At 38.8% G+C, this 26,202-nt stretch carries 28 protein-coding genes; 19 read left to right on the top strand and 9 right to left on the bottom strand.

Going from position 1 to position 26,202, the window contains the following annotated elements; all coding sequences use genetic code 11:
- Positions 1 to 12 precede the first annotated feature (12 nt).
- From smpB to EKM93_RS00445, 3 genes are all read left to right on the top strand, one after another.
- Positions 13 to 489 (top strand): SsrA-binding protein SmpB, encoded by a 477-nt coding sequence (gene smpB, locus EKM93_RS00455; RefSeq protein ID WP_125711942.1) that lies wholly within the window; start codon positions 13 to 15, stop codon positions 487 to 489.
- Positions 490 to 626: 137 nt separating this feature from the next.
- A complete protein-coding gene (locus EKM93_RS00450; RefSeq protein ID WP_125711940.1) occupies positions 627 to 1,127 on the top strand; it encodes a TetR-like C-terminal domain-containing protein in 501 nt (166 codons plus the stop codon).
- Between the two features lie 249 nt (positions 1,128 to 1,376).
- Entirely contained in the window at positions 1,377 to 1,946 is a 570-nt protein-coding gene (locus EKM93_RS00445; RefSeq protein WP_125711938.1) for a GNAT family N-acetyltransferase, read from the top strand.
- Here EKM93_RS00445 and EKM93_RS00440 read toward each other — a convergent pair whose 3' ends face one another.
- Positions 1,947 to 2,471: an LURP-one-related/scramblase family protein gene (locus EKM93_RS00440; RefSeq protein ID WP_125711936.1), complete on the bottom strand. Its 525-nt coding sequence runs from the start codon at positions 2,469 to 2,471 to the stop codon at positions 1,947 to 1,949.
- A gap of 18 nt (positions 2,472 to 2,489) precedes the next feature.
- Positions 2,490 to 3,359 (bottom strand): Cof-type HAD-IIB family hydrolase, encoded by an 870-nt coding sequence (locus EKM93_RS00435; protein WP_125711934.1) that lies wholly within the window; start codon positions 3,357 to 3,359, stop codon positions 2,490 to 2,492.
- Between the two features lie 121 nt (positions 3,360 to 3,480).
- On the opposite strand from EKM93_RS00435, the gene EKM93_RS00430 reads away from it, so the two are divergent.
- The 5 genes from EKM93_RS00430 (at position 3,481) to EKM93_RS00410 (ending at position 6,750) form a co-directional block, all read left to right on the top strand.
- On the top strand, positions 3,481 to 4,170 hold the full coding sequence (locus EKM93_RS00430; RefSeq protein WP_125711932.1) for a uracil-DNA glycosylase: 690 nt from the start codon (positions 3,481 to 3,483) through the stop codon (positions 4,168 to 4,170).
- 78 nt (positions 4,171 to 4,248) lie between these two features.
- Positions 4,249 to 5,217, top strand: a complete 969-nt coding sequence (pta, locus tag EKM93_RS00425) for a phosphate acetyltransferase (protein ID WP_125711930.1) — start codon at positions 4,249 to 4,251, stop codon at positions 5,215 to 5,217.
- 134 nt (positions 5,218 to 5,351) lie between these two features.
- The gene (locus EKM93_RS00420; RefSeq protein WP_125711928.1) at positions 5,352 to 5,660 is read left to right on the top strand and encodes a bacteriocin immunity protein; all 309 of its coding nucleotides are present in this window, start codon (positions 5,352 to 5,354) and stop codon (positions 5,658 to 5,660) included.
- Between the two features lie 96 nt (positions 5,661 to 5,756).
- Positions 5,757 to 6,230: a tRNA (adenosine(37)-N6)-threonylcarbamoyltransferase complex ATPase subunit type 1 TsaE gene (gene tsaE, locus EKM93_RS00415; protein WP_376923126.1), complete on the top strand. Its 474-nt coding sequence runs from the start codon at positions 5,757 to 5,759 to the stop codon at positions 6,228 to 6,230.
- Positions 6,223 to 6,750, top strand: coding sequence for a GNAT family N-acetyltransferase (locus tag EKM93_RS00410; RefSeq protein WP_125711924.1), 528 nt, complete (start codon positions 6,223 to 6,225; stop codon positions 6,748 to 6,750). The genes tsaE and EKM93_RS00410 overlap by 8 nt, the downstream gene beginning before the upstream one ends.
- On the opposite strand, the gene EKM93_RS00405 is transcribed toward EKM93_RS00410, so the two are convergent.
- Together EKM93_RS00405 and EKM93_RS00400 are read right to left on the bottom strand one after the other, a co-directional pair.
- Complete coding sequence (locus EKM93_RS00405) at positions 6,742 to 7,275, bottom strand: 3'-5' exonuclease (RefSeq protein WP_125711922.1); 534 nt, start codon at positions 7,273 to 7,275, stop codon at positions 6,742 to 6,744. The genes EKM93_RS00410 and EKM93_RS00405 overlap by 9 nt on opposite strands.
- Before the next feature lie 10 nt (positions 7,276 to 7,285).
- On the bottom strand, positions 7,286 to 8,047 hold the full coding sequence (locus tag EKM93_RS00400) for an exodeoxyribonuclease III (RefSeq protein WP_125711920.1): 762 nt from the start codon (positions 8,045 to 8,047) through the stop codon (positions 7,286 to 7,288).
- A gap of 159 nt (positions 8,048 to 8,206) precedes the next feature.
- Between EKM93_RS00400 and murB the strand changes: the two genes are divergently transcribed.
- Together murB and EKM93_RS00390 are read left to right on the top strand one after the other, a co-directional pair.
- Positions 8,207 to 9,103 carry a UDP-N-acetylmuramate dehydrogenase gene (gene murB / locus EKM93_RS00395; RefSeq protein WP_125711918.1) on the top strand — a complete coding sequence of 299 codons (897 nt, stop codon included), beginning with the start codon at positions 8,207 to 8,209 and terminating at the stop codon, positions 9,101 to 9,103.
- A gap of 134 nt (positions 9,104 to 9,237) precedes the next feature.
- Positions 9,238 to 11,367: a cation:proton antiporter gene (locus EKM93_RS00390; RefSeq protein ID WP_125711916.1), complete on the top strand. Its 2,130-nt coding sequence runs from the start codon at positions 9,238 to 9,240 to the stop codon at positions 11,365 to 11,367.
- Between the two features lie 8 nt (positions 11,368 to 11,375).
- On the opposite strand, the gene EKM93_RS00385 is transcribed toward EKM93_RS00390, so the two are convergent.
- Positions 11,376 to 12,377, bottom strand: a complete 1,002-nt coding sequence (locus EKM93_RS00385) for an acrylyl-CoA reductase family protein (protein ID WP_125711914.1) — start codon at positions 12,375 to 12,377, stop codon at positions 11,376 to 11,378.
- Between the two features lie 101 nt (positions 12,378 to 12,478).
- On the opposite strand from EKM93_RS00385, the gene EKM93_RS00380 reads away from it, so the two are divergent.
- Genes EKM93_RS00380 through EKM93_RS00365 form a run of 4 tightly spaced genes read left to right on the top strand, consistent with a single transcriptional unit; the run spans position 12,479 to position 16,286 of the window.
- Positions 12,479 to 13,588, top strand: coding sequence for an ABC transporter ATP-binding protein (locus EKM93_RS00380; RefSeq protein WP_125711912.1), 1,110 nt, complete (start codon positions 12,479 to 12,481; stop codon positions 13,586 to 13,588).
- Positions 13,569 to 14,408 carry an ABC transporter permease gene (locus tag EKM93_RS00375; protein WP_318530786.1) on the top strand — a complete coding sequence of 280 codons (840 nt, stop codon included), beginning with the start codon at positions 13,569 to 13,571 and terminating at the stop codon, positions 14,406 to 14,408. Before EKM93_RS00380 ends, EKM93_RS00375 begins: the two co-directional genes overlap by 20 nt.
- Positions 14,395 to 15,216: an ABC transporter permease gene (locus tag EKM93_RS00370; RefSeq protein WP_125711910.1), complete on the top strand. Its 822-nt coding sequence runs from the start codon at positions 14,395 to 14,397 to the stop codon at positions 15,214 to 15,216. Before EKM93_RS00375 ends, EKM93_RS00370 begins: the two co-directional genes overlap by 14 nt.
- On the top strand, positions 15,213 to 16,286 hold the full coding sequence (locus tag EKM93_RS00365) for an ABC transporter substrate-binding protein (protein WP_125711908.1): 1,074 nt from the start codon (positions 15,213 to 15,215) through the stop codon (positions 16,284 to 16,286). Before EKM93_RS00370 ends, EKM93_RS00365 begins: the two co-directional genes overlap by 4 nt.
- Positions 16,287 to 16,334: 48 nt before the next feature.
- Here the strand turns inward: EKM93_RS00365 and EKM93_RS00360 are convergent, their stop codons facing one another.
- Positions 16,335 to 16,997, bottom strand: coding sequence for a DUF1361 domain-containing protein (locus EKM93_RS00360; RefSeq protein ID WP_164506939.1), 663 nt, complete (start codon positions 16,995 to 16,997; stop codon positions 16,335 to 16,337).
- Positions 16,998 to 17,174: 177 nt separating this feature from the next.
- Between EKM93_RS00360 and cdaA the strand changes: the two genes are divergently transcribed.
- From cdaA to glmM, 3 genes are read left to right on the top strand one after another with little or no spacing between them, the layout of a single operon-like run.
- Positions 17,175 to 18,014: a diadenylate cyclase CdaA gene (cdaA, locus tag EKM93_RS00355; RefSeq protein ID WP_125711904.1), complete on the top strand. Its 840-nt coding sequence runs from the start codon at positions 17,175 to 17,177 to the stop codon at positions 18,012 to 18,014.
- A complete protein-coding gene (locus tag EKM93_RS00350) occupies positions 18,014 to 19,117 on the top strand; it encodes a CdaR family protein (RefSeq protein WP_125711902.1) in 1,104 nt (367 codons plus the stop codon). Before cdaA ends, EKM93_RS00350 begins: the two co-directional genes overlap by 1 nt.
- 24 nt (positions 19,118 to 19,141) lie before the next feature.
- Entirely contained in the window at positions 19,142 to 20,500 is a 1,359-nt protein-coding gene (gene glmM / locus EKM93_RS00345; protein ID WP_125711900.1) for a phosphoglucosamine mutase, read from the top strand.
- Between the two features lie 74 nt (positions 20,501 to 20,574).
- Here the strand turns inward: glmM and EKM93_RS00340 are convergent, their stop codons facing one another.
- Entirely contained in the window at positions 20,575 to 21,723 is a 1,149-nt protein-coding gene (locus tag EKM93_RS00340; RefSeq protein ID WP_164506938.1) for an ArgE/DapE family deacylase, read from the bottom strand.
- Between the two features lie 78 nt (positions 21,724 to 21,801).
- Positions 21,802 to 22,242, bottom strand: coding sequence for an IS200/IS605 family transposase (gene tnpA / locus EKM93_RS00335; protein WP_125711896.1), 441 nt, complete (start codon positions 22,240 to 22,242; stop codon positions 21,802 to 21,804).
- Positions 22,243 to 22,848: 606 nt separating this feature from the next.
- On the opposite strand from tnpA, the gene glmS reads away from it, so the two are divergent.
- Together glmS and EKM93_RS00325 are read left to right on the top strand one after the other, a co-directional pair.
- A complete protein-coding gene (glmS, locus tag EKM93_RS00330; RefSeq protein ID WP_125711894.1) occupies positions 22,849 to 24,657 on the top strand; it encodes a glutamine--fructose-6-phosphate transaminase (isomerizing) in 1,809 nt (602 codons plus the stop codon).
- Positions 24,658 to 24,799: 142 nt separating this feature from the next.
- Positions 24,800 to 25,579: a methyltransferase domain-containing protein gene (locus EKM93_RS00325; protein ID WP_125711892.1), complete on the top strand. Its 780-nt coding sequence runs from the start codon at positions 24,800 to 24,802 to the stop codon at positions 25,577 to 25,579.
- Here the strand turns inward: EKM93_RS00325 and EKM93_RS00320 are convergent.
- The gene (locus EKM93_RS00320; protein WP_125711890.1) at positions 25,573 to 26,190 is read right to left on the bottom strand and encodes a L,D-transpeptidase; all 618 of its coding nucleotides are present in this window, start codon (positions 26,188 to 26,190) and stop codon (positions 25,573 to 25,575) included. The two genes, EKM93_RS00325 and EKM93_RS00320, sit on opposite strands and share 7 nt — an antisense overlap.
- Positions 26,191 to 26,202 lie beyond the last annotated feature (12 nt).

Here is a 26,202-nt window from a genome sequence, read left to right as displayed (position 1 = left end):
AGGTGATGCTTCATGGCAAAACGTAAAAATAAGCCTAAATCTCCGAACCAATTGGCCAATAATCCTAAAGCACGTCATGATTACAATATTTCAGATACGTATGAGGCGGGGATTGAATTAACCGGGACAGAAATAAAATCTGTTCGGGCAGGGAAGATTAACTTAAAGGACGGCTTTGCCCGGGTGCGTAACGGGGAAGTTTGGCTGGAAAATGTGCACATCAGTCCTTATGAGCAAGGCAATCAGTTTAATCATGACCCTTTGCGAAATCGTAAGTTACTGCTGCATAAAAAAGAAATCAATAAGTTAGCCGGTATTGCCCAAGATAAAGGGATTACGATTGTGCCTTTAAAAGTTTATTTAAAACATGGTTTTGCAAAAGTATTGATTGGTGTTGGGCAAGGTAAGAAGCTTTACGATAAACGGGAAACCTTAAAACGTAAAGATCAAGACCGCGAAATTGCTCGGGCTATGAAAAATAGATATTAAACTAGACAAATTAATTTATGATTATATGAGATGACAAAATTAAGCTTTTTTCATGATTTTGTCATTTTTTTTGTGTTTATAATTTAAAATTGATATATTACGGATTAGGTATTGTTTCTTTGGAAGGAAGTCCGCAGATGGTAGTTACTAAAAAATATGTCACACAAATTGTAGCAACGCACTTAAGTCAAAATTTAATTCAAAAGTTGACGGTTAATGATGTTATTGCGCTAACGACAGTAAGCCGTACGACTTTTTATCGTAATTTTCCTAATGGGTTACAAAGTCTATATTTAGATATTATTGACCTCAGATTAGAGGATATTCGCCTTTGTGACAGTTGGTCGGCAGCACTAGATTACTTAGTGACCACGCTTTCGGAGCAGCGATTGTTATTTTTGAATTTATTTAATACTGCACCGGATACTGAGCGTTATCACTTTTTTGAGAAAAAAGCCGATCAATTTGTAAGGCATTACTTTGGACGGCAATATTTTAATAAAATTGCTCCAGCCCATCTTACTTTTTTTTCAGAGGCGCTATGCAGCCAACTTTTGAATTGGTTTTTGTCCGGCATGGTGGAAGATGAACGGCAAATTCGGCAGAAATTGGATACTTTTTATTTACTAAAAGCCTAATTATGAAACAATTATAAGGATTTGTTTCGTTTTGAAATTTATAGTCATAATTGATCCACCAGCAACTGTCTTTTTTTGATAAGGTTATATTACCGCAAGAGATTGCGGAATAAACCGCCCAAAGCACATAAAAAGCACTCATTTATAAGATTCCTAAAGAAGGAGCCATTATAAGTGGATGCTTTTTTCCAATCAGTGTTTTATGTTAAGCTGGAAATAGCTTAATTATAAAAAGGGGATTAAAAATAAATGATTCGTTTTGCAAAACCAGAAGATGGTTCCGCCGTTATGCCAATCTTAAATCAAATTTTTGAAGAGATGGAGATTGAGCAGCTTCAAGATGTACCACAGGCTGATCTTTTTCAGACTTTGGAAACACTTTTTTTGACAGAAGACTATCGTTACAGTTATCGGCGGACGTTACTCCAGACCGATACCAACGGGGTGATTCAAGGATTAGCCGTAAGTTATCCTGAAACAGACGAAGCTAAGATAGATGCGCCATTGCGCCCTTATTTGTCACAGCTTGGTTTAACGGCAGATCAAGCACTTTTTCCAGATAAGGAAAGTTATCCTGGAGAGTGGTATTTAGATGCGTTAGCTGTTGCGCCAAAGTATCAAGGACAAGGCATTGGCAGTCAATTGTTAGCCGCTTTGAAAACCCAAGTGCCCAACGGTTATGATTATTTATCTTTGAATGTTGATTTTGCCAATCCTGGCGCAAAACGGCTATATGAACGCTCAGGCTTTGAAGTCAGTGGGACTTTGATGATTGGCAGTCATCAATATGAACATATGCGTTATGCCCTAAATGCCTAATTAATCATCCCAGATGAGCTGACCATGAACAATCGGTGAATTGGCATGGTGTTTTTTAGTGCTTCGAGACCACAGATCCAAAACCATGGCGATTAAAATACAAATTGGGGCATCAGCCGCATTAGTGATTTTTAATTCTCGAGCTAAGGCACCGTCGGACAGCATGACATTGTCCACTTGAAAAATAATTTGGCCATGTTGAAAAGCTTGATAGTGATTATCCAGCAGATCACCCATTAAAATCCACTTTAGGTCACTGACAAAAATAAATTGATGCCAAACACCAATCATCCGCGTTAACGAACCAACTTTTTGGCGATCAATCCGAATATCAAATTTAGGTAAAACGCCCCGGCCCACCTGGCGGATTTCACCAACAGGTTCACCGGATAGTTCATATAACGTGAAATTGTCGTTTAATAAGCCCTGTCGACCACTGAGGTAGTAGAGGGGCTTTTTATTATGATCATAAACTAGCGCTACATGATTTAAATCCGTAAATTGTGTTTTGATATACAGTTCCATAAATTCACCAAATTCAGTTTAATTTTTCTGATCCAGAGCCCACTGAATAGCTTTGGCGACACCATCTTTAGTGTTGAAATCTGTTGTGCGATCAGCCAATTCTGTGATCTCAGGGACAGCGTTTGCCATAGCCACCCCAACACCGGCTGCTTTGATCATCGACGCATCATTTAAGTTATCACCAATCGCCATAACTTGAGACATGGGGATGTTCCTGATTTTGGCGTATTGTGCTAGAGCAATGCCTTTTTGGGCCCGAACGTCATTAATTTCTATATTATTATCTGAAGAAGAAGTTACAGCCAACTGTCCTAATTCGGCTAATTTGGCTTTAGTATTGGCAAACGCCTGTTGGCCACGTTTATCAAAAGCAATGATCTTATAAATATTAATGTCTTCGTCAGTTAATAAATCATAAAAATTATCAATATAGTTGATATTCATTAACTCTAACCGGGCTGCAGCTAGTGCAACTGCGATTTTGTAAGGCTGATCCGGATTTAAGACAACAAGCAGATCGGCCACATTTTGAATTCGGCGGACACGGCTTTCTGAATAAGGGCCTTGATCAGTGACGAGCTCAAAATAAAAATCTTCGGCATTTAATAAGTCGATAATTGCCTTAGCCCGGGTGTTAGGAATTGGTACTTTTACAACTGGCTGGTCATGGCGATCAATCACTAAAGCGCCATTGATGGTGATGAATTCAGTTTCCAGGCCATGACTGGTCACTAAAGGTTTGGCTTTGGAGATACCACGGCCAGTGGCAATGATAAAATCAATGCCAGCAGCTTGTGCAGCTCGAATTGCGGCTGCATTATTATCTGAAATTTCCATTTTATTATTTAGTAAAGTACCGTCCATGTCTGAAGCGATAAGTTTAATCAAGTAAAACGCCTCCAGTTTCTATGTTATCTTAATTTTAGCATATAAAGTCTAAGAGACAAACGTACAGCCGAAGCTGAGCCAAATTATGTGCTATAATGCGCTATGAGCAGGGGGATATCCAATGACAAAAATATTAATTCATGATGATTGGCAAGCAGTCTTAAGTACAGAATTTGATAAGACTTACTATAAGACACTGCATCAATTTTTAAAATCAGAGTATCAAACAAAAACCATTTATCCAGATATGTACCATATCTTTCAAGCTTTTGAGTGGACGCCTTTTGCAAAAGTGAAAGTGGTTATCTTAGGTCAAGATCCTTATCATGGCCCTAATCAAGCCCATGGATGCAGCTTCTCAGTGATGCCCGGTACGAAAATACCGCCATCTTTGGTAAATATTTATAAAGAACTAGAAAGTGATTTGGGGATTAAACCGGTCAACCATGGCTATTTGAAACATTGGGCTGAACAAGGTGTTTTATTATTGAACTCTGTTTTGACCGTGGAAGATGGACATGCTTTTTCACATCGCGGTAAAGGTTGGGAACAGTTGACTGATAAGGCGATTGAAAAATTATCTGAAAAAGGTGGCGTTGTTTTTGTTTTATGGGGTAATGCGGCCAAAGCTAAAGGAGCGATGATTGACACAACCAAGAATACAATTATTAGCGCACCACACCCTAGTCCATTAGCGGCTTATCATGGCTTTTTTGGCTCCAAACCATTTTCAAAAGTAAATCAGGCACTTATCCAGTTTGGGGAATCACCAATTGATTGGCAGTTACCCGAAAATCCAGGAGAAGTGTAAATCAGACTTCACAAATTTCACAAAAAAGTGTAAGATAGTAGCGATAACGTTTACATACTATTATTGGAGGACTGAAACGTGGACTTATTTGATAGCTTAAAACAAAAAATTGAAGGTAAAGATTTAACCATCGTATTTCCTGAAGGTTATGAACCAAGAATTATTGGCGCTGCTGCGCGTTTGAATGCAGATAAAGTTTTAAAACCTATTTTGTTAGGTGATGCTGCTAAAATTAAACAAATTGCGCAAGAAAAAGGTTTCCATTTAGAAGGCGTTGAAATTTTAAATCCAGCAGATTATGCTGAATATGACGCTATGGTAGATGCTTTTGTAGAACGTCGTAAAGGCAAAAATACAAAAGAACAAGCCGTTGAAATGTTAAGAGATGCCAACTATTTTGGCACAATGTTAGTTTACATGGATAAAGCTAATGGCATGGTTTCTGGTGCGGTTCATTCAACTGGGGATACTGTTCGTCCAGCTTTACAAATTGTTAAAACAAAACCAGGTGTCAGTCGGACTAGTGGTGCCTTTATTATGCAACGTGGAGACGAACGTTACTTGTTCTCTGATTGTGCGATTAATATTGACCCTAACGCCCAAGAATTGGCTGAAATCGCTGTTGATTCTGCTAAGACAGCTGAATTATTCGACATTGATCCTAAAGTCGCTTTATTAAGCTTCTCAACAAAAGGTTCTGCAAAGGCAGATCAAGTTACTAAAGTTGCTGAAGCAACTAAAATTGCCCATGAATTAGCACCAGAATTAGAAATTGATGGGGAATTACAATTTGATGCTGCTTTTGTACCTAGCGTTGGCGCTCAAAAAGCACCAGATTCTAAAGTCGCTGGTAAAGCTAAAGTCTTTGTTTTCCCTGAACTAGAAGCTGGGAATATTGGTTACAAAATTGCCCAACGTTTCGGTGGTTTTGAAGCCATTGGCCCAATTTTGCAAGGTTTAAACAAACCAATTTCTGATTTATCTCGTGGTTCTAACGAAGAAGACGTTTATAAATTATCAATTATCACAGCAGCTCAAGCCCTTTAATTTTGGTGTAGGCTGAAACTAATTATTTTTATAATGAAACTGAATCAAGCGCTTAATCTTGGTTCAGTTTTTTTGTTGTTATTTTTTTAAAAAGTGGTAACATCTGTGTGTAAATAAATTTAGGAGGGGTTAATATGGGTGCGAAAAATGAAGCTAATGTCAAAATAATGATGGATGAATTAAGCAAGGCTTACAGCGATCCAGAGATTAAAGCACGGCCGGATCTACAAGAGATGCTATTAACCTATGCTAAAGAATTGGAAAAAACTGAAGATTGCAAGTTAGTGGCAACGCAACTTACTAAAGAAATTTGTCTAAGTTGGTTTGCTAAAAAAGAGAACTTTCCTAAGGCATTGATAACACTGCATAGCCAAATTAAATCGGATGCGGTTAAATATGATGGTGTGATGCTATCAGCTGCAATGTTACCAGTGTGGTTTTAACTAAAAATGATAGAAATAAGTGGCTAAGACAGAGATTCTTTTGTTTTAGCCACTTATTTTTTGTTACAATAAATAAATAAATTTAAAAGTGAAGTGATTGATTTGCAGACAAAAAATGCAACGGCAACCGTTCAATTGGGCGAAATTTTAGGCTCAAAATTAAAACCTGGCGATGTAGTGTTATTAGATGGGGATTTAGGTGCCGGAAAAACAACTTTTACGAAAGGCATTGCCCGTGGCTTAGGCATTAAACGGCCTGTAAAATCACCAACATTTACGTTAATTCGTGAATATCAAGAAGGCCGCTATCCTTTATATCATATGGATATGTATCGACTGGAAAACGGCGGCAGTGATGAACTTGGCCTAGAGGAGTACTTTGATGGCCAGGGGATTGTCATTGTAGAATGGAGTCAGTTTATTCAAAGTGAACTGCCCGCTGAATTTTTGACAATTAAACTTACAAAAGATCCCGCAGATGATGCCCAACGGACAATTATTTTTGAGCCTACAGGTACACACTATCAGCAGTTAACCACCGCAGTCTTAAGTGCATTTCATCATGACTAAACAGGCAAAGTCCCTCATCATTCGTGAAGCAGTGCCCGCAGATGCCGCCGCATTATTGGCCTATTTAAAACAGGTTAGTACGGAGTCAAATTACTTATTAGTCACCGCAGAAGATTATGGACAAACACCAGAACTTGAGGCTTTAGCCTTGGCAGATATTTATGAATCTGATAATAATCTGCTATTACTAGCTTTATTAGGTGATGAAATTGTAGGTATGGTGCGGATTGCCGGAGAAGAAGACTTGCACTTGCGGCATATCGGTGAAATTGGAATTTCGGTGAAAAAAGCTTATTGGGGCCATCAAATCGGTACAATGCTATTAGAAGATGGGATTGATTGGGCAAAACAAACCCGCCTCATCCGTCGGTTGACTTTAACGGTTCAACAACGAAATCAGCGGGCTGTAAAACTATATAAAAAATTAGCATTTCAAGTAGAAGGTACGTTACAACGGGGCTATTATGACCCGAAAGCCGGATTTATTGATCTATGGCAGATGGCGCGGTTGCTAGACTAGTTTAACAAGTGTTTTTAAGCGATCTGGGCCAAATTGCTGTACCTGATGGCATAAGATCTTGGCGCAAGCAATACTGTCGTCTAAAGCGTTATGATGATGCTTTAAATCAATTTGTAAAGCTTTAGCGACTGTATTTAACTTGTGATTGGGAAATTCCGGATAAAATTTGCGGCTAGTGCGTAAAGTATCTAAGGTTAAAAAGTGAGGCTCAGGCAATTTATAATTTGCCAAAGCCCCTTTTAAAGTTCGAATATCAAAACTCGCATTATGGGCCGCTACTAAGTGCTGTGGATCAAATAACGGGGCAATATGGGGCCAAACAAGATCAAAAGTCGGTGCTTGAGCGACCGCTTTAGCCGTGATACCATGCACTTGAATGTTACGTTTGCTGAAATAAGTTTCAGGATTAATTAATGTATAAAACGAATCGGTGATTTGATCATCCCGCACAACAACTAAAGCAATTGAGCAAGCACTGCCAGTCGTTGAATTAGCGGTTTCAAAATCCATAGCGGTAAAGTTCATTTTAGCCTCCTTAGAGTAAATCTTCAGTGTCCAATTCCACCGGACAGTGATCTGAACCTAAAATATCCGTTAAAATTTTAGCGTCTTTTAGTTTTGGCTGCAAGGCATTAGAAGTGATGAAATAGTCAATGCGCCAACCAGCGTTATTTTTACGGGCGTTAAAACGATAGCTCCACCAAGAATAGACGCCTTCTAAATCGGGGTAAAAATAACGGAAAGTATCCGTAAATCCAGCATCCAGTAACTGGGTAAATTTGCCCCGCTCTTCATCACTGAAACCGGCATTATGATGATTGGTTTTATCATTTTTTAAATCAATGGCCTCATGGGCAACGTTTAAGTCGCCGCAAAAGATAACTGGTTTTTGCGCGCTGAGTTCAGAGACATAATTGCGAAACGCATCTTCCCAAGATAATCGGTAATCTAACCGTTTTAATTCATTTTGAGAATTGGGCGTATAACACGTTATTAAATAAAAAGTAGGGTATTCCAAAGTGATAACCCGACCTTCTTGATCGTGTTCAGCAATGTCTAAGCCATAAGTGACCTTATCCGGCTCATGTTTTGTAAAAATAGCAGTGCCGGAGTAACCTTTTTTAACGGCATAGTTGAAATAAGTGTAATAACCGGGTAAGTCCAAATCAACTTGGCCGGCTTGCATTTTTGTTTCTTGAATACAGAAAAAATCAGCAGATAGATCGTTAAAAATAGTCATAAAGTCCTTTTTCAAAACGGCACGTAGGCCATTGACATTCCAAGATACAAATTTCATAATAAAAGCCTCCTTAAGCTTATCTTTTATTTTACAGAAAATTCAAAAGCTGACAAGACAGCTGAAGATTCTAACATAGAATATTCGGATTATTTCTGTTAGAATTCATAGTAATGCTATTTTACTAATAATGACTATATTTGAACAGGGGCGAAAAGTTTGATCAAGGATTTGGCAAGTTCAGAACTTGAAATTAAATATAATGAACCATTAAGCCATTACACCTTTACAAAAACAGGTGGACCGGCGGACATCTTAGCTTTTCCTAAAACAGAAGCAGCTTTAGAAAAGCTTGTTGTTTATGCGCAACAACAGGCACTACCGTTGACAGTTATTGGCAATGCCAGTAACTTGATTGTTCAAGACGGTGGTATTCGCGGCTTGACAGTCATTACAACTGAAATGAAAACAATTGAAGCTAAAGGCAATACGATTGTCGCACAAGCGGGCGCCAAAATTATTGATGTTTCCGAAATGGCTTTAGCAGCCAGCTTAACAGGTCTAGAATTTGCTGCTGGTATTCCTGGCAGTGTGGGCGGTGCTGTCTTCATGAACGCTGGTGCTTATGGCGGTGAAATAAAAGACGCAGTAACGGCCTATCGTTATTTAGATGCTAACGGTAATTTAGTGACCGTTAATGGGGCCGATATGGGCTTTAGTTATCGGCATAGTGCCTTACAAGAAAATGGCGGTGTTGTCGTTTCAGCAACGTTCACCTTAGAACCTGGTGATTTTACAGCGATTAAAGCCAAAATGACAGATTTGAATGCGCGTCGGGCAAGTAAGCAACCGCTGGAATATCCTTCTTGCGGCAGCGTTTTCAAACGTCCGGCCGATCATTTTGTAGGTCCGTTAATTCAAGAAGCCGGCTTACAAGGCAAAATCATCGGCGGCGCTCAAATTTCTATGAAACATGCAGGTTTTATTGTAAACATTGATCATGCCACGGCCACGGATTATATGGCGATGATTCATTTTGTTCAAAAAGAAGTTTGGGCAAAATTCCAAATTAAATTGGAACCTGAAGTTCGAATTATTGGCGAACCAAAGGCTTAACAAGCAGCGTAGCGGCGTAGAAAATCTACACCGCTTTTTTAGTGGTGGTAAAAAATGTTTTAACGGGCTGATCAGATAGTCTATAATGAGATATTAGTGAATCATGGACGGTATTAATTGGAGGGGGCAGTGTTTTGGAAATTATTGAAGGTGTCATTTTACTGGTAGTTTTTGTGATCATTTCAAATATTATCAGTCACTATGTTGTGATCTTACCGGTCAGTTTAATCCAAGTCATCATCGGCTTATTGATTGCGGTGATTTTTAACTTTCAGATTCCATTAAACACAAGCTGGTTTATGTTGCTATTTATTGCACCCTTACTATTTAATGACGGCTTTCATTTTCCTAAAAAAGAATTGTGGGCTTTGCGGGGACCAATTGTTGCCAATGCCATTATTTTAGTATTTATTACTACTTTTTTAGGCGGCTATTTAATTCATTACTTAATTCCAGCGTTGCCGCTGTCAGCTGCGTTTGCCTTGGCGGCTATTTTGTCCCCCACCGATCCAATTGCTGTGCAATCTATTTCAGAACGTGCTAAACTACCGTCAAACATTTTACATCTTGTTAGTGGCGAAAGTCTGATCAACGATGCCAGTGGTTTGATCGGCTTTAAGTATGGGGTTGCTGCCACAGTTACCGGTGTCTTTTCATTAGGTCAAGCAGTAGGTGATTTCTTTTATATCAGTATTGTGGGCGCAATTATTGGCTTATTGTTAATGTTCTTATTGCAATTTTTAAAGCAGTTTTTCCTTAGACAGGGGATTACCGATGTCGTTTTACATACCATTCTGCAAGTCAGCACGCCTTTTATTATTTATTTAATTGCTGAAGAAGTTTTTCATGCTTCCGGTGTTATTGCGGTTGTTGCTGCAGGTATTGTAGGTAGTAATCAACGGAATTTATATTCTGATTACTACTTAGCAGAATTAAATATTGTTAATGAAAAAACATGGGATATTATCGTTTATTTATTAAATGGCGTTGTCTTTTTAATTTTAGGGATTGAACTGCCCGTAGCTTTTGGTGCAGTTATTAAAAATCCAGATATCAGTACGCGAAATGCAATCTTGTATGTCTTTATTACTTGGTTTGGCATGTTCTTAATCCGGACTTTATGGACTTACGGCAATATTTTATTGAATTACTTACGAAAACGTAGTGATGAACGACCAAGTTTTAAAATCGCTATTCTATCCGGCTTGACCGGTGTTAGAGGGGCAATTACCATGGCCGGGGTTTTATCCGTACCAGTAGTGATTGCCAGCGGTAAAAGTTTTCCGCAGCGGTCAATGATGCTATTCGTAGCCGCGGGGGTTGTTTTGGTCAGTTTGATTATGGCGATTGTTTTCATTCCGCTGTTCATCCCCAATGGCCGGCCGTTGCGGTTACGGGGGAGTTTGCCAACAGCAGATGAGAATCTAGATGATGATGAAGAAGATGAAAATAGCGGTACACAAGTTTCTTATACCGTCGCCCAAGCACAGTTGTATATGTATCAAGTAGCGGTACACAAAATTGAATCTGAAAAACGAGAGAGCAATCAGCGGGCTGCCTTGGATTTAATACAGGAATATCAAACGATGATTCGCCGAGGCGAGCTGGATTTGACCGATGACGATCAATTACCGCCAATTTTAAAAGATGAGCTGATCCTAAACCGAGTCGGCCTAGATGGTGAGCTTGCAGCTTTAGAAGCATTATGGAAACAAAATCAAATTCAAGTTAAAACCTTCCAATATTACGAAAAAAGTCTGATTCAACGGCATAAAGATCTAGCGGATATTGAAAAGGGTAAATGGCGGGTTAAATTTAAGTTATTTTTCTTTAGAGTTCAAACAAAAACCAATCATTTCTTAGCGTTTAAAACATCCCAAAAAAATAGCGAACAACCTTTCTTTAATGAAAAGCTGTTCGTTGAAAAACAAATGGCCAAAGGCGGCCTAAAGCACTTATCTGAATTTTTGAAGTTACCTGAGAATCGGGCGCAGAAATTTAACCGGCAGGCCATTTATCAATTGGTTACCCGTTATCGGCGTCGGGTAGCAAACCTAAAAGATATTGGCAATCGACGCACAGAAGCTTATGAACAGCAATTAGTAATTTTGCGAACCCACGCTTTAGCCAGTCAGCGGGGGGCTATTCAAGAGATGATCGAAAAAGGATTAATTAATAATAGCGTTGCTGGTAAATTACGGCAGCAGATCAACTACACGGAAAATGCAGTGGTCATGACGACCGATCAAGAAATTGAAGCCTAACGCATTGGCTATGGAAAGGCAATAATTGTCCGGCCCATTTGCGGATGTTCACTGAAATCCTTGAGCGTTGGCAACATATCTTCAAAGCTAATTTCATGAACCGCAACAGAGTGTTCACTGTCTAATCGGAAAGAAGAAGCTAATAGCTGCCAGAGCTCTTGTCGATCTGGGGCAGGATAATCTACAGAATCCACGCCAATCAATTTAATGCCCCGAAGAATAAACGGTAAAACACTTGCGCCGAAGTTATTGCCGGCGGTATTCCCGCAAGTGATGGCGCAGCCGTTGTATTCCAAACGGCCTAAGATATCCCCTAGCAGTTGACCACCAACACTATCTAAGACCGCTGCATATTCCCCTTTTAATAGCGGTTTATGTCTAGAGTTCTTTAATTTTTGCGGATCAATGATTTTAGTTGCACCTAAGTCTGTTAGATAACCATTAACATCCGTCCGGCGGGTGACTGCTGTGAGGTTGGTAAAGCCTAACTTACGTAGCATCGCAAGTATTAAACCGCCAACACCACCGGTAACACCAGTGACTAAAATTGGAATATCTTTATTTGTAGATGCTTTTAATTGTAAGAAATGGCTCAGACAAATGGCAGCTGTTAAACCAGCTGTGCCTAAAATCATTGTATCGCGCATCGTTAATGGCCGTGGAATTTTGAAAATTTTATGCCCAGGTGCCAGGACAAATTCACTGTAGCCGCCATCTCGCTTAACGCCGAATTCAAAACCGGTACCAACCACTTTATCACCGACAAAAAATGCAGGATCATCAGACTCGATGACCATGCCCGCAAAATCAATACCAGGCACAATTGGATAATTGCGGACAACGCCACTTTTAGCATTTAAAGTAAGGGCGTCTTTGTGATTAATACTAGAGTATTGTACACGAATTAAGACATCATTATTTTTTAAAGTAGGTAAGTTTTTACCGACATACTGTGGTAGAACTTGACCATCTTCTTGCAATGTAAGGTTGATTGCTTGATAATCTGACATGTTGACCTCCGGGTTACTGTATATTTATTATTTACAATTATTATAACTTTTTTAAATGTATATCACTAGTTTAATTAAAACAAATCTAAAGGAGCTTGATCATGGCACGCTCAGAAACAATCCTAGCATTACAGCACGTTTACAAATATTTTGATGACTTTTTAGCATTAGACGATGTTAGTTTCACCTTAGATCAAGGTAAATTTTACTCCTTTTTAGGACCTTCCGGCTCAGGAAAAACTACGATTTTGCGTATTGTTTCTGGGTTAATTCTAGCAGATAAAGGCCAAGTCTTGTTTGACGGCGAAGACATCACGAATCTGCCGGCAGAAAAACGAAAAGTGAATACCGTTTTTCAAAATTATGCTTTATTTCCACATTTAAATGTTTTTGACAACGTGGCTTTCGGGCTAAATTTGCGCAAAGTGCCAAAATCAGAAATTGAAGATCGAGTGGCAGATATTTTACGGGTTACCCGGATGAGCGGCTTTGAAAATCGGATGATTTCCGAACTATCCGGTGGGCAGCAACAGCGAATTGCAATTGCCAGAGCAATTGTTAATGAACCTCGGTTATTGTTGTTAGATGAATCCTTATCTGCATTAGATCAAAAACTCAGACAGCAGATGCAATATGAATTACGCTCTTTACAGCAGCGATTGGGCATTACTTTTTTATTTGTGACCCACGATCAAGAAGAGGCTTTAGCGGTCAGTGATGAAATTATTGTAATGAATGATGGTAAGCTGCAGCAAAGCGGTTCGCCAGTGGATATTTATGATGAACCTATCAATCATTTTGTGGCTGATTTTATTGGTGAAAGCAATATTGTACCAGGGACAATGATTCAAGACTTTGAAGTGGAGTTTGTCGGTAAACGTTTCGAATGTGCCGATGCCGGGATGCGGCCGAATGAAGCCGTTGAAGTCGTTTTGCGGCCTGAAGATATTGAAGTCACGACTCAAGATCAGGGGAAGCTAGTTGTTCAAGTGGATTCACAGCTATTTCGAGGGGATCATTTTGAAATTACGAGTCATGACGAAGATGGTAATCAATGGTTAATTCATACCACCAATTCGGTAGAAGATATTGAAAAAGTTGGCTTAAATTTCACACCGCAAGCCTTACACGTTATGCGGTTTGGGGAAGAAGAAGAAGATTTTGATGCCCGCTTAAGCCAGTACGAGGAAGGTGACAACACTGAATCATAAAACACGGCAATGGTCTTATTTTTCGTTGTATTTTATTTGGATCGCACTTTTTGTCATTGCACCGGTCGCTTTAATTATCTACCAGTCCTTTTTTGGTTTAGATCATCAGCTAACTTTAGCCAACTATAAAAATTATTTAAGCTCGGCAGTTTATTTAAAAATGACGTTAAACTCCTTTGTCTACGCTTTTTTAATTACGTTAATCACTTTAGTTATCAGCTATCCGACGGCTTACTTTTTAACAAAATTAAAACATCGGCAATTATGGATTCTATTAATTATTTTGCCAACTTGGATTAATTTATTGCTAAAAGCCTACGCATTTATTGGTATTTTTTCACAAACCGGCGCTGTAAATCACTTTTTGACATTTATGGGTATTGGCCCGCAACAAATTCTATTTACAAATACAAGTTTTGTTTTAGTAGCGGCTTATATCCAAATTCCATTTATGATTTTACCGATCTATAACTCACTAGTGGATATTGATCCAGCAGTAATTCAGGCCAGCCATGATTTAGGTGCAAATAATTTTCAGACACTTTGGCGGGTGATTTTTCCCATCAGTATTAACGGGGTACGGTCTGGTGTTCAGGCCGTCTTCATACCGTCACTTTCTTTATTCATGATCACCAGATTAATTGGGGGGAACCGGGTTATTACACTGGGCACCGCAATTGAAGAACATTTCCTAACAACAATGAACTGGGGGATGGGGTCAACCATCGGCGTGATCTTAATTTTGATCATGTTTTTAACAATGACACTGACCTCTGGAACAAGAAAGGCGGGGACAAGAAAAAATCATGGCAAAGCATAAGCATTGGGGCGGCCGACTTTATTTAATTTTTGCCTTTGCCCTACTTTATACGCCAATTTTGTATTTGATCTATTATTCATTTAGCAGCGGGACAAATATGTCTACTTTTAAAGGCTTTACCCTAAGCCATTATCAAACTTTATTTTCTGACAGTCGCTTAATTGTTATTTTGTTAGATACGTTGCTCATCGCCTTACTGTCTTCTCTAGTAGCCACAATCGTTGGTACGATGGGGGCGTTAGGGATCCATACGTTAAAGCAGCGTAAGTTACAAAACTTTATCTTATCTTTAAATAATATCTTAATGGTTTCACCAGATGTCATTATTGGGGCTAGTTTTTTGATTTTATTCACGACATTGGGCATTGCTTTAGGCTTTGGGTCTGTTTTAGCCAGTCATATTGCCTTTTCAATTCCCATCGTTGTCTTGTTAGTCTTACCCCGCTTAAAAGAAATGAATGGTTCAATGGTTGATGCAGCTCGGGACTTGGGGGCAAATCGGTGGCAGATTTTGAGTAAAGTGATCCTACCTTATATTTTACCGAGCATTTTCTCTGGCTTTTTTATGGCATTAACGTATTCTTTAGATGACTTTGCTGTCACCTTTTTTGTAACCGGTAATGGTTTTGCGACGTTATCCGTTGAAATTTATTCAAGAGCACGGCAGGGGATCAACCTAGAAATCAATGCCTTATCTGCGATCATGTTTATTTTTTCTATTCTCTTAATTGTGGGTTATTACTTCATTAATCAATATACGCAATCTCGTCGGAATAAGCGCCAAAGAGGGGGGGCTTATCTGCAATGAAAAGATTTGGTATCTTTGCGGCCATTATTTTAATTGTTAGTGCACTCTTAGGCCTAGGGGTACACGCCTTAAATAAAGCTTCTGGGCAAGATAACGCCAGTAAAACGCTGACGATTTTTAACTGGGGTGATTATATTGATCCAGCCTTAATTACAAAATTTGAAAAAGAGACAGGCTATCAAGTTAAATACGAAACCTTTGATAGTAATGAAGCGATGTTTACTAAAATCCAGCAAGGTGGTACCGCCTATGATATCGCCATCCCGAGTGATTATATGATTGAAAAAATGCATAAAGCTTCATTGCTGCTGCCTTTAGATCCAAAAAAAATTAAAGGCTTACAAAATATTGAACCACAATTTTTAAATCAAAGCTTTGATCCTAATAATCGTTATTCCGTGCCTTATTTCTGGGGGACTTTAGGCATTATTTATAATGATCAATACGTTAAAGCTGGTGAAATTGATCATTGGTCAGATTTATGGGCGCCAAAATGGCAAAATAAATTAATGCTTGTAGATAGTGCCCGAGATATTATGGGCATGGCCTTAGTCGAATCTGGGTATAGTATGAATAGTAAATCACCACAGCAGTTGCGCCAGGCTGCAGATCAATTGAATCGTCTAGCACCCAATGTAAAAGCTGTTGTAGCGGATGAAATTAAAATGTATATGATTGCCGGAGAAGCACCAGTAGCTGTCACTTGGTCTGGAGAAGCAGCAGAGATGCTCGCGAATAATGACCATCTACACTATGTTGTGCCTAGCGAAGGCAGTAATTTATGGTTTGACAATATTGTAATGCCAAAAACAGCGGTGCATAAAAAAGCTGCCTATGCCTTTATCAATTTCATGCTGCGACCGGAAAATGCGGCACAAAACGCCCAATATATCGGCTATGCAACGCCTAATAAAAAAGCACAAGCCTTGTTACCTAAAGCGGTTCGTGAAGATAAGCAATTCTATCCGGACAGTCAGACAATGAAAAATTTAGAGGTCTATCAAGACTTGGGACCTAAATGGGTTGAAGTGTATAATGATTTATTTTTAGAATTTAAGATGCACAATTAAAAAAATAACGCAAAAGTTTAAAGACATAAACTCTTGCGTTATTTTTGATCACAATTCATTTTTGTGCAATAATTGCCGGAAGATCCAAATACTGAGATAAATTAGATTTAACAAACCGAAGATAATTAGGAAAAACTGGATACTTTGTAAATGCCACATTTTTAAAAGTGGCTGAATGATCGCCTGGGGATCTAATAAATAAACTGTGTGGATTCTTAAAAAACGCCCGATATAGATACCGATACTTGTTAAAAATAAAAGTAATTCAAAAATAAAGGTATGCACTAAAATATTATTTTTAAAGAAGCGTTGCGTTAGGGCTTGGACAACATTTTCAAAAGTGGCTAAGCCAATAATTGTAGTAACAATGGCGGTGCCCACTAAATAAGCGAAGTACAGCCAGATATGGATGTCGGTTTTTATCAGCATCGTTGCCGGATTATAGGGATGTAGCAAGGTTAAATGGAATAAATCTGTTAATAAGTAAGGGTTATTCGGATAAAATAAGAGCCATACAATAAAAATCAACCAAAAGAAAATATTATGTTTGGGTCGATTAGCGGTGAGGTGAAAAGCTAATTCAATTGGAATGTACGCCAATAGCGTATTTAAGAAGATAAAGTCATAAGGATCTTGAATGAAAAAGAAAGCATAAATTAGAAATAAAATATAGACAAGCCGGATAAGCCACTGCAACTGTTTTTTCTGCATGATGAAAAGCCCCATATCGTAAAATTAGTATAAAATCAATTCTATCAGATTTTGTAATAATATAATAAAAGAAAATCTAAATTAATCGTAATCTACGGGAAAAGTCGGTGAAGTTATCATAAAGGTAAGGTTGTTTCATGGTATAATAGTGCGAACGATTTTTTTAGGAGGTTGAGCATGTCAATGAGTTGGACCGATATTTTAACATTGCAGAATTTGATGCGAATGTTGGATATTGCTGTGGTTTGGTACTTTATTTACAAATTGATAATGCTGATCAAAGGCACTAAAGCCGTTCAATTGATGAAAGGGATCATTGTGATTCTGGTCATTAAATTTATCAGTTGGTTTTTAAATTTACAGACCGTTTCATATATAATGGATCAAGTCATTAATTGGGGGGTTTTGGCCCTTGTGGTGATTTTCCAACCGGAAATTAGACGTGGTTTAGAGCATTTAGGCCGCACTGCTTTATTTAGACGGAGTAGTCAAGAGATTAATAAAGAAACTGAAAATATGATTAAGGGCCTAGATAAAGCAATTCAATATATGTCCAAACGACGGATTGGGGCATTGATTACCTTGCAAATGTCCACTGGCTTAGAGGATTATATTGAAACTGGGATTCCGCTAGATGCGGACGTCACCGGGGAACTGCTGATCAACATTTTTATTCCGAATACGCCATTACACGATGGGGCAGTTATTATTCGAGATGGGAAGATTGCGGTTGCGGCTGCTTATTTACCATTATCCGAAAGTAATCTGATCCCTAAAGAGTTAGGGACAAGACACCGGGCTGCTGTGGGCATTAGTGAAGTGACAGATGCTTTGACAATTGTTGTCTCCGAGGAAACCGGTGGCGTTACAATTACGAAGAATAGCGAATTATTACGGGATTTAACACAAGAAGATTATTTACGTTATCTAAAGACACAATTGATTCACACACCTGTGGAAGAAAAAAATAATATCCGCATCTTTCTTGAAGGTCTTTTCAAAAGGAGGCCTAAGTAATGAATAATTTATTTAATCGGCCTTGGGTGTATAAAATAATTTCGTTGATTTTTGCGATTGGATTGTTCGCTTATGTCAATGAAGGCAGTTTATCCACAACCCGTGGTTCTCAAGAGAATAATCAAGAACAGTTGGCAAATAAAAAGAAATCGGTTAAAGTCCCCCTTGAGGTTCAAAGTGACACCGACAAGTACTTTATTACAGGTTATCCTGAAAAAGTAACGGTTCGCTTAGAAGGGCCAAGTGCGTTAGTAACGACAACCGTGAATACCCAGAATTTTAAAGTCAGCGCCGATCTGCGGGATTTGAGCGTTGGCAAACATCGGGTTCGCTTGCAGCAACAGGGAATTAATAAAGATTTGACTTATCAAATTTCACCGAAGTATATTACTGTTAATATACAGCCGAAGCAAACTAAAACATTCCCAATTCAATTAGAGTTTAATAAAGATAGTGTGGCAGATGGCTATACGATTGGCACAACTAAAATGAGTCAAGAAACCGTTAATGCTACGGGTTCTAAGAGTGATATTGCCAAGGTTGATCAAATTATTGCCAGTGTAAATACTGAAAACAATCGAAAAACAGCCGTTGATCAAGAAGTTTTATTACAAGCTGTAGATAAATCTGGTAAAATCGTTAATGTGGTTTTAGATCCGCAAACAATTCATGTAAATATTCCGATTTATTTACCGACGAAGAAACTAGATTTAGATTTTGAACAAAGCGGTGATAGTGACAGTCAATTAGCCTATAGTTTTACAAGTGATACAACTAGTGTAAAAGTATCTGGGAAACAAGATGTGTTAGATAAACTTAAATCACTAACGATACCGGTGGATGTTACTGGTATTACCCAGACAACAACAAAAGATATTAATGTTAGCTTAAAAGATACGAATCTACAAGGCGTGGATCCTGAATCTGTTCGTGTAACGATCAAGGTAACCCAGTCTGATAGTAGTAGTACAAGTAAAAGTGCTTCACAAGACAACGATAGTTCGCAAACTGCCAGCAGCTCCAGTCAAAGCAGTAACACCGCTTCAAAGAGCAGCAGTAGTGGCAGTCAGTCTACAGATTCAGACGATAGTGAAGCCGAATAATGATTAGAATAGGTGAGAGAAAAAATGACAAAGTATTTTGGTACTGATGGTGTTCGTGGCGTAGCCAATAAGGGATTAAAACCAGAGATGGCCTTTAAATTAGGCCGTGCGGGTGGTTATGTTTTGACACAGCATGCGGCAGACCATGCCCAACCTAAAGTTTTAGTAGCAACAGATACCCGTATTTCAGGGACGATGTTAAAAGATGCCTTAATTTCAGGGCTACTATCAGTTGGTATTGAAGTTTTGGATCTAGGGGTAATTACAACACCGGCTGTGGCTTACTTAATCCGGGTACAAGATGCTAATGCCGGGATCATGATTTCAGCATCCCATAATCCAGCTGAAGATAACGGCATCAAGTTCTTTGGTTCAGATGGTTATAAATTATCTGATGAAACCGAAGAAGAAATTGAAAAATATATTGATGCTGAAGTTGACGAATTACCAAGACCTTCTGCAGAAGGCTTAGGCTACGTAGAAGATTATCCAGAAGGTTCTTTGAAGTATTTACAATTCTTAGGTCAAACTTTATCAGATGATCTTTCAGGGTTAAATATTGTTTTGGACGGGGCAAACGGCTCTACGTCTAGTTTATTAACTCGTTTATTCGCCGATGTAGAGACTGAATTTTCAACAATTGCAACGAGCCCAGATGGCTTAAATATCAATAAAAATGTAGGTTCTACCCATCCTGAAGCCCTGGCTAAAACAGTCGTTGAAAAAAAAGCCGATGCTGGGTTGGCTTTTGACGGTGATGGCGATCGTTGTATTGCCGTTGATGAGTTGGGTAATATTGTGGACGGGGATAAAATTATGTTTATTCTCGGTAAATACTTCAGTGAAAAAGGCCGTTTGAAAAAAGATACAATTGTAACAACTGTAATGAGCAATATCGGTTTGTACAAAGCAATGAATGCCAATGGGTTAAAATCTGTACAAACTGATGTAGGTGATCGCTATGTCGTTGAAGAAATGCGTAAAGACGGCTATAACTTAGGCGGTGAACAATCTGGGCATATCATTTTGCTGGACTACCATAATACTGGGGATGGCATGCTGACTGGATTACAGCTATTAAACGTCATTAAATCTACCGGTAAAAAACTATCAGAACTTGCAGCTGAAGTTAGTACTTATCCACAAAAATTAGTCAATATTAAAGTGTCAGATAAGAAAAACTGGCAGAATTACCCAGAAATTGTGGCCGCAATTGATACGGTTGAAAAAGAAATGGCCGGAGATGGTCGGATTTTAGTTCGGCCTAGCGGGACAGAGGCCTTATTACGGGTAATGGGTGAAGCAGCTACTGAAGAAAAAGTTAATAATTATGTTGATCGTATTGCAGACGTTGTACGCAATGTCATGGGGATTGACGACTAAATGAACATTAAATAAGCCTTTATCAAGCAGACATCGCAATTTAGCGGTGATCACTTGATAGAGGCTTATTTTTATTAGGCAAGATATTGCGTAATGACAGACTTATAAATATCAGTGACTTTTAAATAATCTTGAATCGTCACATATTCGTCTACTTGATGTGCAGAAGTATTGCCCGGACCGATCACAATAAAAGGAAATTGATGCTGGTCAGTTTCAAACAAAGCTGCATCTGTTGTTGGTGCACCAACTGTGAGTTTTACAGGCCAAGCATGAGTTTTAGCGGCATTTTGGACACAAGTCGCAATTTCAGAATTTGCGGGACTGGAAATGGCATTAATTGTGGAATCAATGGTGAGCTCAATTTTATGTTCTGGTAAAGTATTGATTTCAGCCGTAGCTGCCTTTAATGCTGCAATAATCGTCTCATTGGGAACTGCAGTGACTGTTCGAATATTACCCCGGAGTTTAGCAAATTGAGGGATACTGTTAATTTGATTACCACCAGAAATTAAAGTGACATTAAATGTAGTTTGGCCTAGATCAGGATCAACTTTTGCCAATAACGGGGCCATCGTCTGTTTTGCCTGGGCATAAAAATCAAAAAGATGGTCAATCGCATTAATCCCCAATTCAGGCATGGCACCATGGGCACTTTTACCGGTGGCTTGTGCTGTGAAATCTATAATACCTTTATGAGCATGCCAGATAGCTTGTCCCGTTGGTTCGCCAACGACTAAGGCGGTTAAAGGCTGGCTATAACCTAAGGCACTTAACTGGCGGGCACCGAAATTATCAATTTCTTCCCCGACTGTAAATAACAGGCGAATGCCGCCATTAAATGTGGCACCAGCTTCTAACAATTCTTTAACCGCACAAACCATTGCAGCGACACCGGCTTTCATATCAGCAGCACCACGACCATAAATACGATCGTCAGTCATTACTGCCGCAAAGGGCGCATAGGTCCATAAGTCTGTATTGCCAGTGTCTACAACATCTAAATGTCCGTTAAAGCCAAGAACTTTACTTTGGTTTTCAGGTTGATTAATATCTACAATTAAGTTATCACGACCTGGGGCATATTGAACTCGCGTAAATGTGAGATTTGGTAGATCTTTTAAGGCCGCTTCAATAATATCTGCGATCCGGCCTTCGTTTTCATTAATAGTGGGTACTTTTAAAATTTTTCTTAATAATTCAATTCGATTTTCTGATGACATTGATGTCCTTCTTTCAGCGTTCAATAAAAATTTTGGCATTCCTCTTCTGATTTTAATCAGGAGAGGAATGCCCTTGTATTAACGCCGTGAGACGTTTTTCTTTTGTTTCTCAATGTATTGTTCTACGACAGCCTTATTCGGGTTTCCCAAAGTGCTCATATAGTAACTAGGTGACCACAAATGACCACTCCAAGGTTCTTGTTGTTTGATTTCTGGATGCTTCTCAAAAAACAGACGTGCGGAACCACCCTTAAGGGCTTTGACAATATTTGTAGGCGCATACTTCGGTTTAAAACTAATTCGCAGATGAACCTGGTCTGGCATCACCTCCATACGCTCGATAGTCACCTCATTTAATTTAGCAATGCGTTGTAAAATCACTTCCATGTCTGAGACTAATTGTGACGTTGTAAATGCGGCATTACGACGTTTAGTGGTCCAAATGAGGCGATAATGAAAGTTGTAGACGTAATTGCGTTCATAAATAGTGTCATCTAAGTGTTGCTTTTCATTACTCATAAGTTCTCTCCTTAGTCCCAGTCATAATTATATTTATACCATATGTATAGATACTCATATGGTATACCAATTATACCACAACCAAAGGGTGAATTCGCATGCGCAAAACGATGGCTCAATTGCCATATCATTATGGTGTTAAGGTTCGTATCTTTCCGTCCACTGAACAGAAACACTTGATCAAGCGCAATAGCAGTATCTAAGCAAATTGTGGTTGACTAGCCATCCTCTCAAAAAATAGCTTAACACGCAAGGCTTGGTGTGAAAAAGCCATTAATAGTACGTATACCAATTTTTAGTTTTGGTGTAACCAATTATTTTACATAGATGCTTGACAACTATATACATTACGGATAAGATATTATTTGTTTCCAGAGAATAATTGATAAAGAGGTGTATACCAATAAAATAATGGACAGCGCCTGGTCCAAGTAAACTTGGATGACGAGGGATGAGCTTATCGAAAGATTCGGCGGGTGGCTCAAGGGTTCGCACTCTACAGATCAATACAAAAACAGGCTGTAAAGTCTGAACAGAAAGTTGATCAGCGACTGGAGATAAATTTTAAAATTTAAATCTATGAAGACGAAAAGGAATGTTTAAATTATGTGTGGAATTGTTGGCGTAATTGGAAAAAAAGATACAACACAAGTTTTGTTAAAGGGCTTAGAAAAGCTAGAGTATCGGGGTTACGATTCCGCTGGTATCTATGTCAATAATCAAGATGGCCAAGATTACTTGGTCAAAGAAAAAGGTAAAATTTCAGATTTAGAAAAAGCTGTTGGCCCTGAAGTTCAGGGGTTAGTAGGTATTGGACATACACGTTGGGCAACGCATGGTGAACCTAGTGATACTAATGCGCATCCCCATGTTTCTCAAAGCGGCCGTTTTTATTTAGTGCACAACGGTGTCATTACCAACTACCAAGAACTTAAGACAACATATTTAAAAGATGTTCATTTTGTAAGTGCCACAGATACTGAAGTTGCCGTACAACTGATTGCAAAGTTAGTTGAAGTAGACGGTTTAACGACTGAAAAAGCTTTTCAGAAAGCTTTAAAAATGATTGAAGGCTCTTTTGCTTTCTTAATGGTAGACCGCAATGAACCCGATAAACTATTTGTTGCCAAGAACAAAAGCCCCTTATTAGTTGGGGTTGGCGATGGCTTTAACGTCGTTTGTTCAGATGCCATGGCGATGGTCAGTCAGACAAAACAGTTCATTGAATTGCATGATGGTGAAATGGTAATTGTGACTAAAGATCATGTGCAGTTAATGAACGCAGACGGTGAAACGATTGAACGGCAGCCTTATCAAGCAACGATTGACGATTCTGATATTTCTAAAGGTACGTATCAATATTACATGCTTAAAGAAATTGATGAACAACCTGCTGTTTTACGGCGTTTAACCCAAGCTTATATTAACGACGATGGTGAATTTAACTTTGATTCAAAATTAATCGAAGGCCTGAAAGCAGCAGATCGGTTATATATCGTCGCCGCTGGAACAAGCTATCATGCGGGATTAGTCGGCAAACCAATCTTTGAAAAATTGGCTAAAAAACCAGTTGAAGTAGAATTAGCTTCTGAATTTGGTTATAACATGCCCTTGTTATCTGAAAAACCATTTTTCATTTACTTGTCTCAAAGTGGTGAAACTGCAGATAGTCGTCAAGTTTTAGTTAAGACTAATGCTTTGGGTTACCCTAGTTTAACGATTACCAATGCCCCTGGCTCAACGCTTTCTCGAGAAGCGGACTTTACGTTGTTATTGCATGCTGGTCCAGAAATCGCAGTTGCTTCTACTAAAGCATATACCGCTCAAATTACAGTAGAAGTTATTTTGGCACAAGCCTTAGCTGCAGCTGAAGGGTTAGAAAATAATTTTGACGTGAAGCATGAATTGGGTCTTGCTGCTAATGCCATTCAAACAATTGTGGACAGCAAAGATAAAATGGCAGACTTGGCAAAAACTTATTTTGCAAAGACACGCAATGCCTTTTATATTGGCCGTGGTGTAGATTACTGCACCAGTCTAGAAGCAGCTTTGAAATTAAAAGAAGTTTCTTATATTCAAGCGGAAGGCTTTGCTGCAGGAGAGTTAAAACATGGGACAATTTCTCTAATCGAAGATGGTACACCAGTGGCTGCTATCATCACCGATCCTGCTACGGCTTCTCATACCCGAGGCAATATTCAAGAAGTTGAAGCCAGAGGTGCCAAAACGTTAAGAATTGCCAGTGAAGCGTTAGCCCAAGACGGCGATCAAATTGTGTTGCCAAAACTATCCACGGTTGTGATACCGATTGTAAGTATTGTACCAGCCCAATTGTTAGCATATTATGCAACTTTACAACGGGGCTATAATGTAGATCAACCAAGAAACTTGGCTAAAAGTGTTACGGTAGAATAAAAAGATTGCTTAAAATTATAAAATCTTGTTAAATTAAATAATCACCGCTTTTAGATTTACAATATCCAAAGACGGTGGTTATTTTCGTTTGGTAATTTATAAAGGGAGCTGGCTGTTTTTTTAGCCTGGATCATAAAATACGATGAAAAATAATGAAGCACAAACTCAAGAAGATTTACAAACAGCTGAATTTTGGGATGAATTTGCAGCAGACTATGCGGCCATTCAAGCAGAAAGTCAATTGCCCTTGGCAACAACTATTACAAATTTTATGGTACAAAACCGATTATTGCCCACTGGAACACTATTAGATCTAGGTGCCGGTGCTGGCCGGTTTATAACTGATTTTGCGCCGTTGGTGACGACTTTGATCGAAGTAGATATTTCCCAGGAAATGTTAAATTTTGGGCGACAATTAGCCCAGCAACAACAGCTTAAGAATATTCAATTTGAAAAACAGCCCTGGTCTAGACTACGGCAACAGCAACGGCAAGTTTCGGTAGTTTTTGCCAGTATGTTTGAAGCTTTAATAACAACTGAAGATTTTTTAGCGTTGAATCAGTTAGCTGATAATTGGGTGGTTTTAGGCCACTTTACTAAACGTGAAAGCAGTTTAGATCAACAAATTAATCAAATCAGTCCATTGCCTAAAGCAACAGATAATTACAATGACGACGCTTTAAAACAGTGGCAAAGTTGTTTATCACAGCTACGGCAAAATTATAAAACACAAACATGGCAGTTCACAGCAACTGAAGCTATTGCACAAGATTTATTATGGGCAGATTTAGAGGACCGTCTGGATTATCAACAGCAACAAAAATTAGGCCCATTTGTTCAGCAGTGGTATCAAAAAAAGCCGACTTTAGTGGATCAAGTCGACTATACGTATCAATTGATTTATTGGCAGCCGCATCAGTGAATATAAACGGGTGTGCCAACTTTAATATTCTCATAAAACCATTTAGCATCAGCCACACTTAACCGAATACATCCGTGAGAATTGGCGGATGCGCCTAATTGCTTGGCTTCGTGAACCACATAGTTGCCAGCTTCATCAGTGGGAACGGTATGAAATAAGTAAACGCCATGGTCTTTAAAAGAAGTCCAATAATTAGCACCTTCTTTAGAGTTTGGATTAAAAAACTTTAGACCATGCTCGGGTTGAATTTCAAAATGGCCGGTAGGGGTACCAGAGGCTTTGCTGCCGGTGGATGCCAGCATCGTGTACAATACTTTTTTGCCATCTTTTAAATAAACACGCTGTTTTTTTATCGAAACATCGATGCTTAAATTAGGATGAGCAGCCACATCTGGGTAAGCCTTATCCTCAGATGGTTTTTGCCAGAACTCAGCATTTTTTTTAGCCTTTTGTGTTTTAGTAGCTTGCTGCTTTTTAGAGATAGACTGACTGCGGCTTGTTTTAGTGGCTTGTTCGGCAGTCGTTTTTTGTGCATGGACCGCAAAAATAACACCGAAGATAACAAAAATTGCTGTGACAATTAATAGAAGAGATTTTTTTTGGTTGCGCATGGAACGATCCTC

This window comes from Agrilactobacillus yilanensis, assembly GCF_003946725.1.
In the GTDB taxonomy this organism is placed as follows: Bacteria; Bacillota; Bacilli; order Lactobacillales; family Lactobacillaceae; genus Agrilactobacillus; species Agrilactobacillus yilanensis.
Note: the sequence above shows the minus strand (reverse complement) of the source record. Positions and strands in the feature narration are given on the sequence as shown.